The sequence below is a fragment of the Spirillospora sp. NPDC052242 genome (assembly GCF_040679555.1).
In the GTDB taxonomy this organism is placed as follows: Bacteria; Actinomycetota; Actinomycetes; order Streptosporangiales; family Streptosporangiaceae; genus Spirillospora.
Genome location: NZ_JBFAUZ010000033.1, coordinates 12626 through 29518 on the forward strand (window position 1 = coordinate 12626; position 16893 = coordinate 29518).

Sequence of the window (16893 nt, forward strand, 5' to 3'; positions counted from 1 at the left end):
CCCGCATGCGCCTCGCCACCTTCGAGCACGCCGGCCGCGTCCGCTGCGGCATCGTCGAATCCGGGACGATCCGGCCGTTCCCGGACGGGACTCGCCTGATCGACCTCCTGGACGTCCTCGGCCCGTCCGGTCCCGGTGCGTCGCCGGAGCCGGACGGCCCGCCCGTGGACGTCGCGGACGTGCGGCTGCTGCCGCCCGTCGAACCGCCGTCCGTCCGCGACTTCGTCGCCTTCGAGGAGCACGTCGAGGGCGTGCGCCGCGCGGTCGACGGCGCGGCGGGCGTCCCGGACGCCTGGTACGACGCGCCGACGTTCTACTTCACGAACCCGCACGCGATGATCGGCGCCCGCGACGACCTGCCGGTCCCGCCGGGCTGCGCGGAGCTGGACTTCGAGCTGGAGGTCGCCGCGGTGGTCGGCCGGGCGGGCGGCGACCTGTCGCCGGACGCGGCCCGGGACCACATCGCCGGGTACACGATCTTCAACGACTGGTCGGCGCGCGACCTGCAGTCCCGGGAGATGCGGGTCGGCCTCGGCCCCTGCAAGGGCAAGGATTTCGCGACGACGCTCGGCCCGTGGCTCGTCACCGCCGACGAGCTGGAGCCGTTCCGGGACGCGGACGGGTTCCTGCGGCTCGCGCTGACCGCCGAGGTCAACGGCGAGGTCGTCGGCCGCGACCTGCTGTCGAACATGGGCTGGCCGTTCGAGGACCTCGTCGCCTACGCGTCGCGCGGCACCCGGGTGCGCCCCGGCGACGTCCTCGGCTCGGGCACCTGCGGCAACGGCGGCTGCCTCGCCGAGCTGTGGGGCGTGCGCGGCGGGCGGGACGACCCGCCGCCGCTGCGCCCCGGCGACGTGGTCACCCTCACCGTCGAGGGCATCGGCGCGGTGTCGAACCGCGTCGTCGAGGGCCGCCCCGCGCCGCCCGTCCCGCCCGCCCGCAGGCGCCCCCGAACCCGCCCCTGACCCCGCTGAGACCCACCCCACGGCGCCGCCGGCCCCAGGCCGGCGGCGCCGCCGCGTCGAGCGCGGGTGTGAGCGGGGCCACTTTGTTTCTCATTGGGTGAGAAGGGCGTGGGCCGCGCCGGTGCGGGCGGACGATCCTCGTGGTCCCGGGCTTCGGGACGTGAGGAGGACCATCGTGACCGTGGCGGACACCTCCGTCGAGCTGCGGGTCGTCGCGAAGACGGCCGCGGCCGACGGCGTCGTGGCGCTGACGCTGGCGCGCGCGGACGGCGGGCGGCTGCCCGACTGGGCGCCGGGCGCGCACATCGACCTCGTCCTGCCGAACGGGGTGACCCGGCAGTACTCGCTGTGCGGCGACCGGTGGGACGCGCACGCGTACCGGATCGGGGTGCTGCGGGAGCCGGACGGGCGGGGCGGTTCGGCGTTCGTGCACGACGAGCTGGCGGTGGGCGACCGGGTCGCGATCGGCGGGCCGCGCAACAACTTCCGGCTCGTCCCCGCGGACCGGTACCTGTTCGTCGCGGGCGGCATCGGCATCACGCCGCTGCTGCCGATGGCGCGGACGGCGGAGCTGCTCGGGATCCGGTGGCGGCTGCTGTACGGGGGTCGGACGCGGGCGTCGATGGCGTTCGTCGACGAGCTGGAGCGGTTCGGCGACCGGGTCGAGGTGGTGCCGCAGGACGAGCGGGGCCCGCTCGACCTCGACGGACGGCTGGGCGGCTGCGATCCCGCGACGAAGGTGTACTGCTGCGGGCCCGCCGGGCTGCTGGCGGCGGTCGAGGAACGGTGGACGGGCCCGCGCGGGTCGCTGCGGACGGAGCGGTTCGCCGCCCGGGACGGCGGGCCGGCGCGGGACGAGCCGTTCGAGGTGCGGCTGGAGCGGTCGGGGGTGACGGTGACCGTGCCGCCGGGGCGGTCGGTGCTGGACGCGATCGGCGGTGCGGCCGCCGGGGTGCTGTCGTCGTGCCGGCAGGGGCTGTGCGGGACGTGCGGGACGACCGTGCTCGACGGCGAGCCCGACCACCGGGACTCGATCCTCGACGACGACGAGCGGGCGGCGGGCGACTGCATGTTCCCGTGCGTGTCGCGGTCGCGCACCGAGCGTCTCGTCCTGGACCTGTGAAGAGAGGAACGCCCGAATGAGCAACGCCCGAACGAGCATCTCCCGAACGAGCATCGCCGAGATCGACGCCGACCCGTTCTCGCACGAGGTCCTGGAGGACCCGGGTCCCTTCCACGAGACGCTGCGAGAGGCGGGGCCCGTCACGTACCTGACGAAGTACGACGTGTACGCCATGGCCCGGTACGAGGAGGTTCACGCGGCGCTGGTGGACTGGCAGGGGTTCCAGTCGGCGGCCGGGGTCGGGCTGAGCAACTTCCGGCACGAGAAGCCGTGGCGGCCGCCGAGTCTGCTGCTGGAGGCGGATCCGCCGGGACACGACGCGCCCCGCGCCGTCCTGTCGAAGGTGGTCGGGCCGCGCGCGCTGGGGCGGCTGCGGGAGCGGTGGCTGGCGGACGCGGAAACCCTGGTCGACGAGGTGCTGGCGGAGCGGGAGTTCGACGCGGTGCCGGCGCTCGCGGAGGCGTTCCCGCTGCGGGTGTTCCCGGACGCGGTCGGGCTCGGGAAGGAGGGGCGCGAGAACCTCCTGCCGTACGGCGACCACCTGTTCAACTCGTTCGGGCCGTCGAACGACCTGGTGCGCAAGGGGCTGCCGCGGGTCGGGGAGATCGCCGCGTGGGTGAACGCGCAGTGCGCCCGGGACCGGCTGGCGCCCGGCGGGTTCGGCGCCGCGATCTGGGCGGCTGCGGACCGCGGCGACATCACCCGCGAGCAGGCGCCGCTGATCGTCCGGTCGCTGCTGTCGGCGGGCGTCGACACGACCGTGCACGGGCTCGCGGCGGTGCTGTACGCGTTCGCCGTGCACCCGGACGAGTGGGCGCGGGTCCGGCGGGACCCGCGGCTCGCGCGGACGGCGTTCGACGAGGCCGTCCGGTGGCAGTCGCCGGTGCAGACGTTCTTCCGGACGGCGGTCGGCGACCGGGAGATCGGCGGGACGGTCGTCCCGGACGGCCGCAAGATCCTGATGTTTCTCGGCGCCGCGAACCGGGACCCGCGCCGGTGGGACGATCCGGACGCGTTCGACCTGCGGCGCGACCCGTCCGGGCACGTCGGCTTCGGGATGGGGATCCACCAGTGCGTCGGGCAGCACGTCGCCCGGCTGGAGTCGGAGGCGCTGCTGACGGCGCTGGCGCGGCGGGTCGAGCGGTTCGAGCTCGCCGGGACGCCGCGGCGGCACCACAACAACACGCTGCGGGCGTGGGAGTCGCTTCCGGTGCGGGTGCACGTGTAGCGCGCCGCGTCCCGGGAAGGGTGCAGGCACTCCGCCCGCCGCGCGCGCCGTGCGGCGGGCGGCGCCATGCAGCAAGCCGCCATGGACCGAGCCGCCATGGGGCAAGCGCCGTGCACCACCGGGATGGAGGTCGTCGGATGGGCCGCTCCGGATCCGACGGGACGCTCGTCGGCCGCAACCTGCTCGCGGGACCGGAACCCGACGTGGCGGGCGACGCCGGTCACCGGGACCCGCCTCCCCGGACGGGTTTCTTCACCGACACGTCGGTGTGCATCGGCTGCAAGGCGTGCGAGGTGGCCTGCAAGGAGTGGAACGCGGTGCCCGAGGACGGCCTGGAGTTCACGGGCATGTCCTACGACAACACGCAGGGGCTCGGCGCCGACACCTGGCGGCACGTCGCGTTCATCGAGCAGGACCGGCCGGTGTCGTCGCGGCCCGAGGCCGAGGGCGTCCCGTCCGCCGAGGGCGACGGCGGGATGCGCTGGCTGATGGCGTCGGACGTCTGCAAGCACTGCACGCACGCGGCGTGCCTGGACGTCTGCCCGACCGGTTCGCTGTTCCGCACCGAGTTCGGCACGGTGGTGGTGCAGGAGGACATCTGCAACGGGTGCGGCTACTGCATCCCCGCGTGCCCCTACGGCGTCATCGACCAGCGCAAGGGCGACGGGCGGGCGTGGAAGTGCACGCTGTGCTACGACCGGCTCGGGGCGGGGATGGAACCCGCGTGCGCGAAGGCGTGCCCCACCGACTCCATCCAGTACGGCCCGCTGGACGAGCTGCGGGAGCGGGCCGCGATGCGCGTCGAGCGGCTGCACGGCATGGGCGTGGAGGACGCGCGCCTGTACGGGCACGATCCGGAGGACGGGGTCGGCGGCGACGGCGCGTTCTTCCTGCTGCTGGACGAACCGGAGGTGTACGGGCTGCCGCCCGACCCGGTCGTCACCACGCGGGATCTGCCGTCGATGTGGCGGCACGCGGGCGCGGCGGCGGCCGCGCTGGCCGGCGGGCTCGCCGCGGTGTTCGCCGTCCACGGGCCGCGGGGAGGCGCGCGATGAGCACGTCGGACGTGGGCCGCGAGGGGATCGGCGGGGCGCGGCCCGGCCGGGAGGCGATGATCGGGCAGGGCGGGCACCGCCCGGACGGACGGCGCGGCCGGGGCGGCCGCCGGGGCCGCCGCGGCGAGCGGGCGATGGTGCCGGACGCCGAATTCCGCTCGTACTACGGCAAGCCGATCCTGAACCCGCCGGTCTGGAAGGCCGCCGACATCGCGGGGTACTTCTTCCTCGGCGGGCTCGCCGGGGCCGGGTCGGTGCTGGCCGCGGGGGCGCACTGGACCGGACGTCCGGCGGCGGCGCGGGCGCTGAAGGCGTCCTCGCTCGCGGCGATCTCGGGTTCGACCGCCGCGCTGATCCACGACCTGGGCCGCCCCGGGCGGTTCTACAACATGCTGCGGGTGATGAAGCCGACGTCGCCGATGAGCATGGGCTCGTGGCTGCTGGCGGCGTACGGCCCGCTGGCGGGCGCGGCGGCCGTCCTGGACGTCACGGGGCTGTTCCCGCGGCTCGGGCACGCCGCCACGGCCGGTGCGGCGGCCTTCGGGCCGGGCGTCGCCGCCTACACGGCCGTGCTGGCCGCCGACACGGCCGTCCCGGCCTGGCACGAGGGGTTCCGGGAGCTGCCGTTCGTGTTCGTGGGGTCGGCGGCGATCGCGGCGTCCGGCATGGCGCTGGTCGCGGCGCCGCCCCGTGAGACGGCTCCGATGCGGACGGCCGCGGTGTGCGGGGCGGCGCTCGAGCTGGGCGCGACGAAGCTGATGGAGCGGCGGCTCGGCATGATCGCCGAGAACTACCGGGAGGGCACGGGCGGGCGGCTGATGCGCGCGGCGCAGGCGCTCACGGTGGCGGGCGCGGCGGGCGGCGCGCTGCTCGGCGGCCGGAACCGGACGGCGGCGGCGCTCGCCGGCGCGGCCCTGCTGGCGGGCTCGGCCTGCACCCGGTTCGGCGTGTTCCACGCGGGCATGCGGTCGGCGGAGGACCCGAAGTACACGGTGGTGCCGCAGCGGGAGCGGATCCGGGAGCGCGCGGCCGAGCCCGCGTGACCGTCCGCCGCACGGGCCCGCCCCGGATGATCACCGTGCGGGGGGCGTCGTACGCTGAAGCCGTCGGGGCCGCGGGAGCGGCGCGGGGCCGGTAGGTACACGGTCTGCGGGGTAGATGAAGCACATGCGGGACGCACCGGGACGTTTCGACCTCACGATGCTGCACGCCGCGTACGGCGCGTTCCGCCGCGACGCCGACTGGCTGGCGGCGGAGGGCGGGACCGACCCGGCGGCGGCGGACGTGTGGGCGCTGTTCGCGCTGCACTGGCGGGCGCAGCAGGCCGCCGAGCGGCGGGCGCTGTGGTCGGTGATGCGGCACGTGCCCGGCGGGCCGCCCGGACGGGCCGCCGCGCTCGACGCGATGGACGCCCTGGCGCTCCGCGTCGTCCCGCTGATCGACGCGGTGGACGCGGCGGTGGAGCACCACGACGCGCGGGTGCTCGCCGCGTACGCGCGGGAGCTCCGGAAGGCGGTGCACGCCCTCCTGGACCACAAGGAGGCGGAGGTCCTGCCGCTGATCCACGACAGCCTCACGGCGTTCGAGTGGGGCACCTTCGACGTCGAGTTCCGGCACGAGATCGGCGTCCGCGGGCTCCGGCTCTTCCTGCCCTGGCTGCTGGACGGCGCGCCCGAGCCGACGTGCCGCGCGGTGCTGGGCCTCCAGCCGGTCCCGATTCGGCTGGTCTGCCGCCGCAGCTGGCTGCCGCGCTACCGGCGCCGCAGGCACCGCACCGCCCCGGCGTTCTGACCGTTCTGTCGGTGGCGGGCTCTAGGCTCCCGCACGGGAGCGCGCCCGGTGTGCAGGCCGCGGTTCGCGAAAGGGGAGAAGCGGGGTCTCCGCCTCGGACGGGGCGAAGGCCCGCGACTCGCCGGTGCACCAGCCCGCCGCCGACGGTTCTCGGGCGCGCTCCCCCGCTCGCCGGGCCCGGCAGGTCCGGCAGGCCCGGAAGGAGGCGACCATCGACGGCCCGTTCGAGGAGCTGTTCGTCACGACGCTCGCCCGCGTGGGCTACGAGGACGTGATCTCCGCGTGGCCGAGGGGCGACGCCGAGCGCTTCACCGGGCTCGTCCGGGAGGCGGCGCGCGCCGACCCCGCGTGGACGGCCGCGTTCCTCGGCTGGCTCCGCACCGCGACCCCGATGCGGTACCCCGCGCTGGTCGGCGCGGCGGCGTTCGTCCGGGAACGGCCGCCGCACGGGCCCGCGAGCACGCCGCGGCGGGTCGTCGCGTCCGTGCTGCGGCACCCGCACGATCCGGGGCTCATGCTCGGTCACTGGCTGCGGGCCCACAGGAAGCCGCTGCCCAAGCCGCTGAAGCGGGGCGTCGCCGACGCCGTCACGCGCCTCTACGACGAGCGCGCCCTCGCCCTCCACGACACCGGCGGCCGCCACCTGTCGATCCCGCCGTTCCTGCGGCCCACGCTGACCGTGCGCGGCGGGCTCCGGGCGGCCCGGCCGCCGCGGTTCGGCGAGGTGATCTCGCTCGTCCATCCGCGGCCCCGGGACGCGGAGCAGGCCGAGGTGTTCCGGCTGGCGCTGCGCCGCCGCGTCCCCGCCGCCCCGGCCCGGTCGTGGCGGCAAAAGGCGGGCGCGCAGGGCCGCCGCCTCCGCCGGGACGACTGGGAGCGGCTGATCCCGCGCATGCCGCTGCCCGACCTGCTGGACGGCCTGCGCCGGTTCGACGCCGCGGGGATCTCGTTCGACACCGCGATGGAGATCGCCGAACGGCTCGCCGATCCGGCCGAGGTGCGCGCGTCCGGGCTGCTGCCGCTGCGGTTCGCCGCCGCCCGGGACGGTGTCGCGGATCAGCGCTGGGGGCCGATCCTGGAGGACGCCGCCGGGGTGAACCTGCCCGTTCTCCCCCTGATCCCCGGCCGCACCCTGGTCGTGGCGGGGAACGTGACGGCCGCGGGCGCGGTGTTCGCCCTCGCCCTCGCCCTCCGCTGCGCGTCCGCCGACGTGGTGACCGGGGAGGGCGAGCCGCTCCCGGTCGTCCCGGGCGAGTCGCCGCTGCACGGCCGCCTGCGCTGGCCCGCCGCGGGCCTCGGCGACGCCCGGCGGTCGGACCCGGCGGCGGTCGCCCGCGCCCTCGGCGGACACGACCGCGTCGTGGCCGTCGAGTTCCACGGGACGGACGAGCTCGGCGCGGGCGTCCCGGTCTACGCGTGGACGGCCGAGCACTGGCCGGACCACGTGCGGCCTCCCGCACCCGGCCGGGTCGATCTCCACGGCCTGTCCGACGCCGCGCTCGGCGTCGTCCCGCTGATCGAGGACGCCCGGCGGGGGCGCTGGCCGTTCTAAGTGCGGAACAGGTGGCCGATGATCGGCCCCGCGGCGGCGACCGGGTCGTCGCCCAGGTCCGCGGGCAGCGCGCCGCTCAGCCACAGGTCGGCGAAGCCGTGCACGATCGACCACGCGGCGAGCGCCGCGGTGCCGTCGGCGTCCCGGCCGCCGTCGGGGGCGACGCCGCGCACGCCCCAGGTGAGGACGGCGTCCGCGCGGACGCGCGCGGCGGCGAGTTCGGGGTCGTCCGGCCGGTAGAGCTGGGGGCGGAACATGACCGCGAAGTGCGCGGGGTGGTCGACGGCGAAGCGCACGTAGGCCAGGCCGATGTCGTGCAGGTCGTCGCCCGCCGCCTCGAGGGCGTCGGCGAACCGCGTGTAGCCCTCGGCGGCCACGGCGGTCAGCACGCCCGTCTTGTCGCCGAAGTGGTGGGCGGGCGCGGCGTGCGACACGCCCGCGCGGCGGGCCAGCTCGCGCAGGCTCCAGCCGGCCGGGCCCGACTCGGCGATGGCGTCGGCGGCCGCGTCCAGGACGGCGCGCCGCAGGTTCCCGTGGTGGTAGCTCGGCTGCTCGATGGTGTCCTCCCTCGGTCACCCCGATCCTATCTTGCCATTGACAAGTTGGCGGTTCGCGAGGCAATCTAGTCATCGACTAGATGCACTGCCGTCGAGGAGGGAACATGCCGACACTGCCCTGGATCCCCCGGGAGGCCGCGGCCCCGGACGCCGAAGTGGTGGTGATGGCCTCCCGCTTCGAGGTCCGCTCGCTCCGGCACGTCCCGGGCTTCTTCCTGGCCTCGCTGCGGCTGCTGCGGCAGGCGCGCACGGCGCCGGGGGCGCACGGGTTCACGCTCAAGGCCGAACCGGCGAAGCGGACGTTCTGGACGCTGTCCGCGTGGCGCGACGACGAGGCCCTGCGCGCCTACGCGGCCGCCGAACCGCACCGGTCCACCATGCGCCGCCAGCGCGCGGTGATGCGCGACTCGACCTTCGTGTTCTGGAACGTCCGGGGCTCGGAGCTGCCGCTCGACTGGACCGACGCCCAACACCGCCTCACCGCAAAGGCCCAGGAGCCCGCGGCACGGACATGACGCACCGGGCGGCGGCCCCGGCGCCCCCGCCGCCCGCCTCACGGACGCGGATGCTCGGGCGTGTGCCCGGCGGAAACCGCCGTCAGTCGGCGGGGCGGGATGGGCCGGGGTAGTTCGGGGCGTCGAGTTCGTCTTCCGGGTCCTGGGCGGCGTACTCGTGCAGGCCCGGCAGGTCGAGGACGGTGATGCGGCGGCGTCCGGTGCGGATCAGCCCGGCGCGACGCAGCACGGTGAGCGCGCGGGCGACCGTCTCGCGGGACGCGTCCGTCCAGCTGCCCAGCTCGGCCTGGGACAGCGGCGGGCCGATCTCGATCGCGCCGTCGCGGGCGGGCGGGACGTGCTGCGCGGACCGTTCGGCGAGCTGCGCGAGCAGCAGCGCGAGCCGGCGGGCGCCGCGGGCGGCGGCGTGCGCCTGCAGGCGGCGGTCGTGGTCGTCGAGCCGGTTGACGAACGTGCCGGTGACCAGCCGCCACACGTCCGGGTGGGACTCCAGGAAGCCGGTGAAGCGGGACGCCGGGACGACCAGCGCCCGGATCGGCGACAGCGCCGTCACCGTCGCCGAGCGGGTCCGGCCGCCCAGCGCGGCGCTCTCGGCGATGAGGTCGCCCGGCCCGCGCACGGCGAGCACGACGTCGTGGCCGTCCGCGGTCGTCGCGGTGACCTTCGCCCAGCCCCGCTCGATCACGATCACGTGGTCGGACTCGTCGCCCTGGTAGACGAGCGGCGCGCGGGCCCCGAACTGCCGGACGCGCGCGACGGCGCGGAGCGCGGCCTGCTGCGCCGCGTCGAGCGCGGGCCAGAAGCCGGGATGCGGGGAGGACGCGTGCGGGGCCAACGGTCCTCCTTGCGCGGCGGGTGCGGATCCGTCACCCGAACGGTAAACCCGCGGTGCGGGCGAGGCAACGCGGAATCACCGTGCGGGAGGCGGATCACATCCGGGCGGCGCGGGCCGTCAGGGGCCGGGCGGGCCCGCCTCGACCGTCAGGTCGGCGTGGTCGAACGACAGGTGGCCCGCCGCCTTGAGCGCGTTCTCCAGCGGCTCCTCGTACGACCACGCGACGTCGGCGGCGCCGTCCCGCAGCGACCAGTACGTCGCCTCCCCCTTGTAGGGGCACACCGAGCGGGTGCCGCTGCGCACCAGGAGGTCGGTGTTCACGTCCTCGGCCGGGATGTAGAACCGGTTCGCCAGGCCCGTCTCCGACACCAGCTTCGCCCGGGTCGTGTCGGCGAGGACGTCGCCGTCCCGCAGGACGCGGACGCGGCGGGACGTCGCGCGGACGTCCACGCGGTGGAACGGATCGCGCAGATGGCCGCGCACCTCCTCGTCCTCGTCGAACCAGGCGTCCATCCGGCCCCAGTAGAACGCCATGTAGCCGCGCAGCCAGGACGCGTCCTGCAGCGGCTCGGGGTAGGCCCACACGGCGTTCTCGGCGGCCCGGTCGCCCACCCGCAGCGTCCAGTACGCGGCGTCGCCCTTGAACGGGCAGTGGGTGCTGTGCTCGGTCCTCTCCAGCAGGTCCGTGCGGACGTCCTCCTCCGGCACGTACAGGACGGGCAGCAGCCCGGTCTCGTGCACGAGCTTGCCTCGCTCGGTGTCCAGGACGGTCTCGCCCGCGAAGCGCGCGCGGACGCGGCGCGGGAAGTCGTGCATGAACAGCCGGTGCTTCGGCCCGTCGATCGTGTAGTTGACCGTCCCGCCGGGCGAACCCGCGAGCGGCCCGGGGGGCAGGGTGAGCGACATCAGCGACTCCTATCGCGGCTAAACGCCGGTGGGCATCGTCTCCAGCTCGCCGAGGCGCGCCCGCTCCAGGTGGAGCGGCTGCAGCGCGGTCGTGGCGCGGAACCAGCACAGGGCGTCGTAGCGTTCCGCGACGTTCGTCGGGACGTACTGGCGGCCGTCCCGGTCGGGGTCGTAGACGACGCCGATCGCCCGGTGCCCCAGCGTGCGGGTGAGGAAGGACGGCTTGTCGCGTTCGGGCGGCATCACGAACATGCCGCGCTGCAGCTCCGACTCGGCCAGCACCGCCTCCAGCGACCCGGCCCGCGGCGGCGGGACGATCATGTCCTCCATCGCCCCGCCCCAGCTCGGCGCCGCGATGACCTCGCCGGGACCGCCCGCGAACCCGACCACGACCACCCGGTCGCGGCCGTGCCGCTCCCGGGCGAGCTGCCCGAGGTTGACCATCCCCGCCCGCGCCATGTCGGTGGCGCGCGCGTCGCCGACATGGGTGTTGTGCGCCCACACCACGGCCTTGCCGGGGCGTCCTCCGGCGGCGTGGAACTCCATCAGCCGGTCGAGGGTGTCGGCCATGTGGACGTCCCGGACGTTCCACGACTCCGCTCCCCCGCCGATCATGGATCGATAGTAACGCTCGGCCCCGGCGGCGACCTCGGCGTTCTGCCGGGCGTCGAACTCGGCCTCCCGGTCGTGGTCGCGGGCGTGCCCGACGGGACGGCGCAGCCGGGTGAGCAGCGCGAGGATCTCCCGCTCGCACCCCTCGGGGACGAGCGAGGTGTTCCACCCGTAGGACTGCGGGTCCTGGCCGTGCGGCTCGAAGCAGCGGTACGCCTCCAGGGCCGTGCCGAGGTACTCCGGGCGGCGGTCGGCGAGGTAGTCGACGACCGCGCGCAGCGACTCCCACAGGCTGTAGACGTCGAGCCCGTAGAAGCCGGCGCGCCGGTCCGCGGGGAGGTCCGCGTTGCGGTCGCGCAGCCAGCGGCAGAACCGGACGGTCTCCTCGTTGGCCCACATCCACGTCGGCCAGCGCTCGTAGGCGTCCAGTTCGGCGCGCGGGTCGGCGGCGGCGCCGGGCGCGAGCGTCACCGACCGTCCGACGCGGCGGCAGTCCGGCCAGTCGCCCTCCACGGCGACGAACGAGAAGCCCTTGTCGGCGATCAGGTGCCGGGTGATCGCGGATCGCCAGGCGTAGTACTCGTGCGTCCCGTGGCTGGCCTCGCCGAGCAGCACGCACGAGGCGTCCCCGATCCGGTCCAGGAGCGGGCGGAGGTCCTCCTCGTACTCCAGCTGCAGCGCGGCGCCGCGCACGTCGTCGGCATCGCTCATCGGTGATCCCCCTCTTCCCGATGTCGCCTTTGCGTCGTGCTCCCCGCCTTCCCCGCGAGGGACGGTTCAATTCCCAGCCGAACATCCCTTTTGTGGGGGTTTACTCGGGGTGGTGGCGGCCGGTCGCGGCGGCCCGGTACGCGCTGGGCGTGACCCCGTACGCCGCGCGGAACGCGCGGCTGAACCCGGCGGCGTCCGGCATCCCCCAGCGGGCCGCGATCGCGCCGATCCGCTGGGTGCCGAGGAACGGGTCCGCCAGCTCCCGGCGGCACCGCTCCAGGCGGCGGTCCCGGACGTACCGGGCCACGGTGGTGCCGGTCGGCTGGAACAGCCGGTACAGCTGCCGGACGGAGATGTGGTGCGCGCCCGCGATCCGCGCCGGGCACAGGTCCGGCTCGTGCAGCCGCGCCTCGATCCACTCCTGGACGGCGCGCAGCATCGCCGCCCGCTCGGGGGCCCGGTCGGCGCGCTCGTCCCGCACTCCCAGCCACTCCCCCGCCGCCCCGGCGACCAGCTCGACGATCGCCCCGCCGAGATGGTGCGCGAACGGCTCGTCGGTCAGGGCGGCCGCGCCGCCGGAGGCGTCCGGGACGTCCGCGGCGTCCGGGCCGCCGCCGGGGGCGCCGGGGGCGCGGGCGTCCTCGGCCAGCGCCGCGAGCAGCGCCGTCACCGGCCGCCCGGTGCGGGCCCGCGCGGACAGCAGCGTCCCGCCCAGCCCCGCCACCAGCGCGTGCGGCAGCGGCAGGGCGCGGTGCGGGATCACCACGGTGAAGATGTGGTGGGCGCCGAACGTGATCTCCACCGGGCGGGTCAGGTCGTAGAACACCGCGTCCCCGGCGGCGACCGCGACCCGGCGGCCGTTCTGCCGCAGCACGCAGGAGCCGCGCAGCACCAGGCCGATCTTGTAGCACTCGCGGGTGTCGCGGGCGATCTGCCGGTCGCTCCGCCGCACCGCGTGCGCGGGCGCGCGGACGTCGCCGGCCTCGACGTCCCCGTACGTCCGGCCGAGCAGCCGGGCGGGGAAGGCGCCGCGCGGCGCGGCGGGGCGCAGGTGGAAGGGCCCGAAGGCCGAGCTGATCGTGTGCCGCCAGAAATCGGCCTGGTCGGCGGCAGGGCGGTCCGAGGTGCGGACGAGCGTTGCCATGACGCTCCTTCACGGTGCGGGGGCGGTCCCGGACGCCACCCGCAAGGCTTCTACAGCCCGTCAGGCCCGTCAATGAGCGAGTCGAGACGAGGCTCCGCGCCGGATTCGGCACTCGGCGCCAAGACGGCGGCAGGCATCGCCAAGACCGGCCGCTCCCGGGCGGCCTATACATGTCGCTACGAGCCCGCCGCCGTGAACCGGCGGAGGGCTCCGATCCCCCGCCCGAACCGGAAGATCCCGGAGAGGAACACCATGCCCGAGGACGAACCCCAGGAATCCGGCATCACCCGCAAGAAGTTCATCATCGCCGCGGGCCTCGGCGCGCTCGCCGTCCCGGCCGCGGTGTCCGCCGCCGCGCCGGCCGCCGCCCGCACGAAGCAGGGGCCGCTGACTCCCACGCCGATGTGCGACGACGGCGACGACCCGACCCCGCCGCAGATGGAGGGGCCGTACTTCAAGCCCGGCTCGCCCGAGCGCGCGTCGCTCGTCCGGCCCGGCATGCCCGGCACGCCGCTCACCGTCACCGGGTACGTGTACTCGCTGTCGTGCCGCCCGGTGGCGCGCGCGCTGCTCGACTTCTGGCAGGCCGACCACTACGGCCGGTACGACAACCACGGCTACACGCTGCGCGGCCACCAGTACACCGACGCGTCCGGGCGGTTCACGCTGTCGACCATCGTGCCGGGGCTCTACCCGGGACGCACCCGCCACATCCACGTCAAGGTGCAGGCCCCGTACCAGCCGATCCTCACCACGCAGCTGTACTTCCCCGGCGAGCCCCGCAACCGGACGGACACGCTGTTCGACCCGGCGCTGCTGATGGACGTCCAGGGCGGTCCGGCGGGACGCGCCGCCGCGTTCGACTTCGTCCTGCGGGTGCCGTAACGCCCGCTCCCGACCCCCTCCAGGGAAACGTCCCCGCCGTGGCCGCTCGGACACGGCGGGGACGTCTGTTTCGTCGAACGTGACCTGGAAGTGATGGGATTACCCCACGAAGCGCAGACGAAACGGATAGTCTCCCGACGATCACCTTTGGTCGCGTTAGGAAGTCTGGAGCGTACGCCGCATGAGCGCTGCCAACCGCGTACAGGTCATCACACGGTGGGGGGCCATCTCCTTTATGGCGGCAGCGGTCATCACCGCCACCGCCGGTGGTTTCGCCCAGTCCTACGCCGGTCTGTACCACTGGGCTCTGGAGCACGGCCTGACCGGCTGGAAGGCCAGCTCGTTCCCGCTGCTGGTCGACCTGTTCATCATCGTCGGCGAGCTGGGCCTGTTCCTGCTCGCCGTGGACGCGTTCGTCCTGCACCGCAAGAGCGCGATGAGCTGGCTGGACTTCTTCCTGCCGCTGACGATCGCCCTCGCCGGGTGGACCGCGAGCCTCATCTTCAACGTCGGGCACGTCGGCAACCGGACGTTCTCGTACCAGGTGACGGCCGCCGTCCCGCCGATAGTGTCCATGCTGGGCCTGTTCGTCCTGCTGCGAACGCTGCACCGGTACGTCTCGCAGAAGACGGACGAGGCCGAGGCGGAGGCGCCCAAGCAGCCCGAGCCGCAGACCCGCGCCATCGCCGGGCCCGTCACCCTGCAGCACATCACGCTGATGCCGCTGCGCAACACCGGCCCGCTGCCGCAGATCCAGGTCCCCGGGCACACCGGCAAGGCGCTCGGCCCCGCCGCCGCGGCGGCCGCGCCGGAGGCCGCGGCGGACGCCTCCACGGGCGCCGCCGAGGCCCCGCCCGCCCCCGAGGCGCCGAAGGCCCGGCCCGCGGCGCAGGCCGCCGAGCCCGCCCCGGCTCCCGCTCCGGCCCCGGTGCCGGAGCCCGCGCCGGTGCCCGAGGCCGCCCCGGAGCCCGCGCTCGTCAGCGCCGCCGCCGCGCGCAGCGAGATGAACGGGCACAGCACCGTCACCACGGTCGAGGAGCCCGCCGTCCCCACGCTCGACGCCGAGACCCTGCGGGCGCTCGCCCGCGAGATCCTCGAGCGCACCAACGGCGACACCGCCGCGACGGTGGCCGAGATCCGCGCGCAGGGCCACGTCTTCGACGAGACCGAGGTCGTGTGGGTGCGCGAGAAGATCTGGTTCCCCTACGCCGTGTACCGGCTGCTGGCCAAGCACGACGGCGACGGAACGCTCGTCGCCCGGGAGCTGGACGGCCAGGGCGTCGAGTACGACCCGGCGAAGCTGGACGAGCTCGTCCGCTCCTGGCAGTGACCGTCCCGGACGCCGCCCGCACGGAAAACCCGTCGCGGGCGGCGTTCCGCGTTCGTACGGTGTCGCGCATGGCCAAGCGAATCGCGGTGCTGACGGGCGCGGGCATCTCCACCGACTCGGGCATCCCCGACTACCGGGGCCCGTCCGGGCTGTGGACCCGCGACCCCGGACTCGCGGCACTCTTCACGCGCAAGAACTTCCTCAACGACGCCGACGTCCGGCGCCGCTTCTGGCGGGCGCTCGACCTGTACGGCGACGTGCGCCCCAACGCCGCGCACCGCGCGCTGGCCGAACTCGAGCGCACCACGGCCGTCCGCATCCTGACGCAGAACGTCGACGGCCTGCACCAGAAGGCCGGGTCGACGCCGCGCAAGGTCCTCGAACTCCACGGCAACCTCGCGACGACCGAGTGCACGCACTGCCACGCCCGCACCCCGACGGCCGACGTGCTGGCGCGCGGCGAGGACGACCCGGCGTGCGCCGGCTGCGGCGGCGTCCTGCAGCCGTCGGTCGTCCTGTTCGGCCAGTACCTGAACGAGAACGTGCTCTCGCACGCGGCGAACATCGCGCGGGTGTCGGAGGTGTTCGTGGCCGTCGGCTCGTCGCTGGGCGTCGAACCGGCCGCGGGCCTGTGCGCCGTCGCGGTCGAGTCCGGCGCGACGCTGATCATCGTGAACCGCGACCCGACGCCCTACGACGACCTCGCCGACACGATCGTCCGCGAGCCGATCGGCGAGGCGCTGCCCGCGCTCTGCGCCGAGCTCGCGGGATGAGCGACCGCGTGCTGCTGCTGCCGCCCGCGGCGACGGCCACCGCCGCGCGCCTGGGCGAGGCGGCGGCCGCACGCGGCCTCACGGCGCGGACGCTGCACCGGCGGCCCGTCCCGCCCGGCCTCCGGGGACGCGCGCACGTGTACGGCGGCGAGGCGTTCGCGTCGGAGGTCGCGTCCGCCCTGGACGTCGCGCTGCTGGCGCCCGCCCCCGGCTGGCTGCCCGGCCTGCCCGCGGAGTTCACCGGACGCCGCGTCCGCCTCGGCACCCCGGACGAGGCGCGCCGGCTGGACGCGCCGACGTTCGTCAAACCGGCGTCCGGCAAGGCGTTCGCGCCCGGCGTGTACGGGCCGGGCCGCCCGCCGGACGCGCCGCCCGCCGCGGCGCCCGTGCTGCTCTCGGACCCGGTGACGTTCGCGGGCGAGTACCGCCTGCACGTCCTGGACGGCGCGGTGCGCGCCGCGTCCCGCTACGCGGTGCACGGCGTGCTCGACGCCGCGCCCCTCGACGTCCTGCCGGAGCGCGCGGCCGTCGAGGCGTTCGCCGCAGACCTGCTGGCCCACGCCGCTCCGGACCTGCCCAGTGCGGTCGTCGTCGACGTCGGCCTCGTCACGGCGCCGGGCCCGCCCCGCTACGCGGTCGTCGAGGCGAACGAGGCGTGGTTCAGCAACTGCTACGCGGCCCCGCCGGACCGGGTGCTGGACGTCGTCCTGCGCGCCGCCGCGCCCCGCGCGGACCTCGCCGCCCGCGACGGACCGTTCGTCCGCACCTGACCGTCCGCGCCTGACCGCCCGCGCCGCCGGCTCAGCCCTCGGCGAGCTCCATGAGCTGCTCGGCGGCGGTGGTGTCGCCGGCGTCCGCCAACCGGCGGGGGAGCCGGGCGGGCGGTTCGGTGTGGGTTGGCATGCGGTGGG

At 75.5% G+C, this 16893-nt stretch carries 17 protein-coding genes; 12 read left to right on the forward strand and 5 right to left on the reverse strand.

Going from position 1 to position 16893, the window contains the following annotated elements:
• Nucleotides 1-5 precede the first annotated feature (5 nt).
• From AB0L25_RS25510 to AB0L25_RS25540, 7 genes are all read left to right on the forward strand, one after another.
• Complete coding sequence (locus tag AB0L25_RS25510) at nucleotides 6-965, forward strand: fumarylacetoacetate hydrolase family protein (protein ID WP_500175195.1); 960 nt, start codon at nucleotides 6-8, stop codon at nucleotides 963-965.
• Nucleotides 966-1140: 175 nt separating this feature from the next.
• Nucleotides 1141-2088, forward strand: coding sequence for a PDR/VanB family oxidoreductase (locus AB0L25_RS25515; RefSeq protein WP_500175196.1), 948 nt, complete (start codon nucleotides 1141-1143; stop codon nucleotides 2086-2088).
• A 16-nt stretch (nucleotides 2089-2104) separates the two neighbouring features.
• A complete protein-coding gene (locus AB0L25_RS25520; RefSeq protein WP_500175197.1) occupies nucleotides 2105-3316 on the forward strand; it encodes a cytochrome P450 in 1212 nt (403 codons plus the stop codon).
• Nucleotides 3317-3453: 137 nt separating this feature from the next.
• Nucleotides 3454-4371 carry a 4Fe-4S dicluster domain-containing protein gene (locus AB0L25_RS25525; RefSeq protein ID WP_500175198.1) on the forward strand — a complete coding sequence of 306 codons (918 nt, stop codon included), beginning with the start codon at nucleotides 3454-3456 and terminating at the stop codon, nucleotides 4369-4371.
• Nucleotides 4368-5414: an NrfD/PsrC family molybdoenzyme membrane anchor subunit gene (gene nrfD, locus AB0L25_RS25530; protein ID WP_500175199.1), complete on the forward strand. Its 1047-nt coding sequence runs from the start codon at nucleotides 4368-4370 to the stop codon at nucleotides 5412-5414. Before AB0L25_RS25525 ends, nrfD begins: the two co-directional genes overlap by 4 nt.
• A 124-nt stretch (nucleotides 5415-5538) precedes the next feature.
• Nucleotides 5539-6162, forward strand: a complete 624-nt coding sequence (locus tag AB0L25_RS25535) for a hypothetical protein (protein WP_500175200.1) — start codon at nucleotides 5539-5541, stop codon at nucleotides 6160-6162.
• 124 nt (nucleotides 6163-6286) lie between these two features.
• Nucleotides 6287-7714 carry a TROVE domain-containing protein gene (locus tag AB0L25_RS25540; protein WP_500175201.1) on the forward strand — a complete coding sequence of 476 codons (1428 nt, stop codon included), beginning with the start codon at nucleotides 6287-6289 and terminating at the stop codon, nucleotides 7712-7714.
• Here the strand turns inward: AB0L25_RS25540 and AB0L25_RS25545 are convergent.
• Complete coding sequence (locus AB0L25_RS25545; protein WP_500175286.1) at nucleotides 7711-8271, reverse strand: TetR/AcrR family transcriptional regulator; 561 nt, start codon at nucleotides 8269-8271, stop codon at nucleotides 7711-7713. The genes AB0L25_RS25540 and AB0L25_RS25545 overlap by 4 nt on opposite strands.
• Before the next feature lie 104 nt (nucleotides 8272-8375).
• On the opposite strand from AB0L25_RS25545, the gene AB0L25_RS25550 reads away from it, so the two are divergent.
• A complete protein-coding gene (locus AB0L25_RS25550; RefSeq protein ID WP_500175202.1) occupies nucleotides 8376-8786 on the forward strand; it encodes a DUF3291 domain-containing protein in 411 nt (136 codons plus the stop codon).
• An 82-nt stretch (nucleotides 8787-8868) separates the two neighbouring features.
• Here the strand turns inward: AB0L25_RS25550 and AB0L25_RS25555 are convergent, their stop codons facing one another.
• The 4 genes from AB0L25_RS25555 to AB0L25_RS25570 all read right to left on the reverse strand — a co-directional run bounded on the left by AB0L25_RS25555 (nucleotide 8869) and on the right by AB0L25_RS25570 (nucleotide 12994).
• Nucleotides 8869-9621 (reverse strand): Crp/Fnr family transcriptional regulator, encoded by a 753-nt coding sequence (locus AB0L25_RS25555; RefSeq protein ID WP_500175203.1) that lies wholly within the window; start codon nucleotides 9619-9621, stop codon nucleotides 8869-8871.
• Between the two features lie 117 nt (nucleotides 9622-9738).
• Nucleotides 9739-10527 carry a DUF427 domain-containing protein gene (locus tag AB0L25_RS25560; RefSeq protein ID WP_500175205.1) on the reverse strand — a complete coding sequence of 263 codons (789 nt, stop codon included), beginning with the start codon at nucleotides 10525-10527 and terminating at the stop codon, nucleotides 9739-9741.
• Between the two features lie 18 nt (nucleotides 10528-10545).
• Nucleotides 10546-11850, reverse strand: a complete 1305-nt coding sequence (locus AB0L25_RS25565; RefSeq protein ID WP_500175206.1) for an erythromycin esterase family protein — start codon at nucleotides 11848-11850, stop codon at nucleotides 10546-10548.
• Nucleotides 11851-11950: 100 nt separating this feature from the next.
• On the reverse strand, nucleotides 11951-12994 hold the full coding sequence (locus AB0L25_RS25570) for an AraC-like ligand-binding domain-containing protein (protein ID WP_500175207.1): 1044 nt from the start codon (nucleotides 12992-12994) through the stop codon (nucleotides 11951-11953).
• A gap of 252 nt (nucleotides 12995-13246) precedes the next feature.
• Here AB0L25_RS25570 and AB0L25_RS25575 point away from each other — a divergent pair, with 252 nt between their 5' ends.
• The 4 genes from AB0L25_RS25575 (at nucleotide 13247) to AB0L25_RS25590 (ending at nucleotide 16752) form a co-directional block, all read left to right on the forward strand.
• Nucleotides 13247-13879 (forward strand): dioxygenase family protein, encoded by a 633-nt coding sequence (locus AB0L25_RS25575; RefSeq protein ID WP_500175208.1) that lies wholly within the window; start codon nucleotides 13247-13249, stop codon nucleotides 13877-13879.
• A gap of 235 nt (nucleotides 13880-14114) precedes the next feature.
• Complete coding sequence (locus AB0L25_RS25580) at nucleotides 14115-15209, forward strand: DUF2637 domain-containing protein (protein WP_500175209.1); 1095 nt, start codon at nucleotides 14115-14117, stop codon at nucleotides 15207-15209.
• A 68-nt stretch (nucleotides 15210-15277) separates the two neighbouring features.
• Nucleotides 15278-15982: an SIR2 family NAD-dependent protein deacylase gene (locus tag AB0L25_RS25585; RefSeq protein ID WP_500175210.1), complete on the forward strand. Its 705-nt coding sequence runs from the start codon at nucleotides 15278-15280 to the stop codon at nucleotides 15980-15982.
• Nucleotides 15979-16752, forward strand: a complete 774-nt coding sequence (locus AB0L25_RS25590) for an ATP-grasp domain-containing protein (protein WP_500175211.1) — start codon at nucleotides 15979-15981, stop codon at nucleotides 16750-16752. Before AB0L25_RS25585 ends, AB0L25_RS25590 begins: the two co-directional genes overlap by 4 nt.
• Nucleotides 16753-16893: the final 141 nt, after the last annotated feature.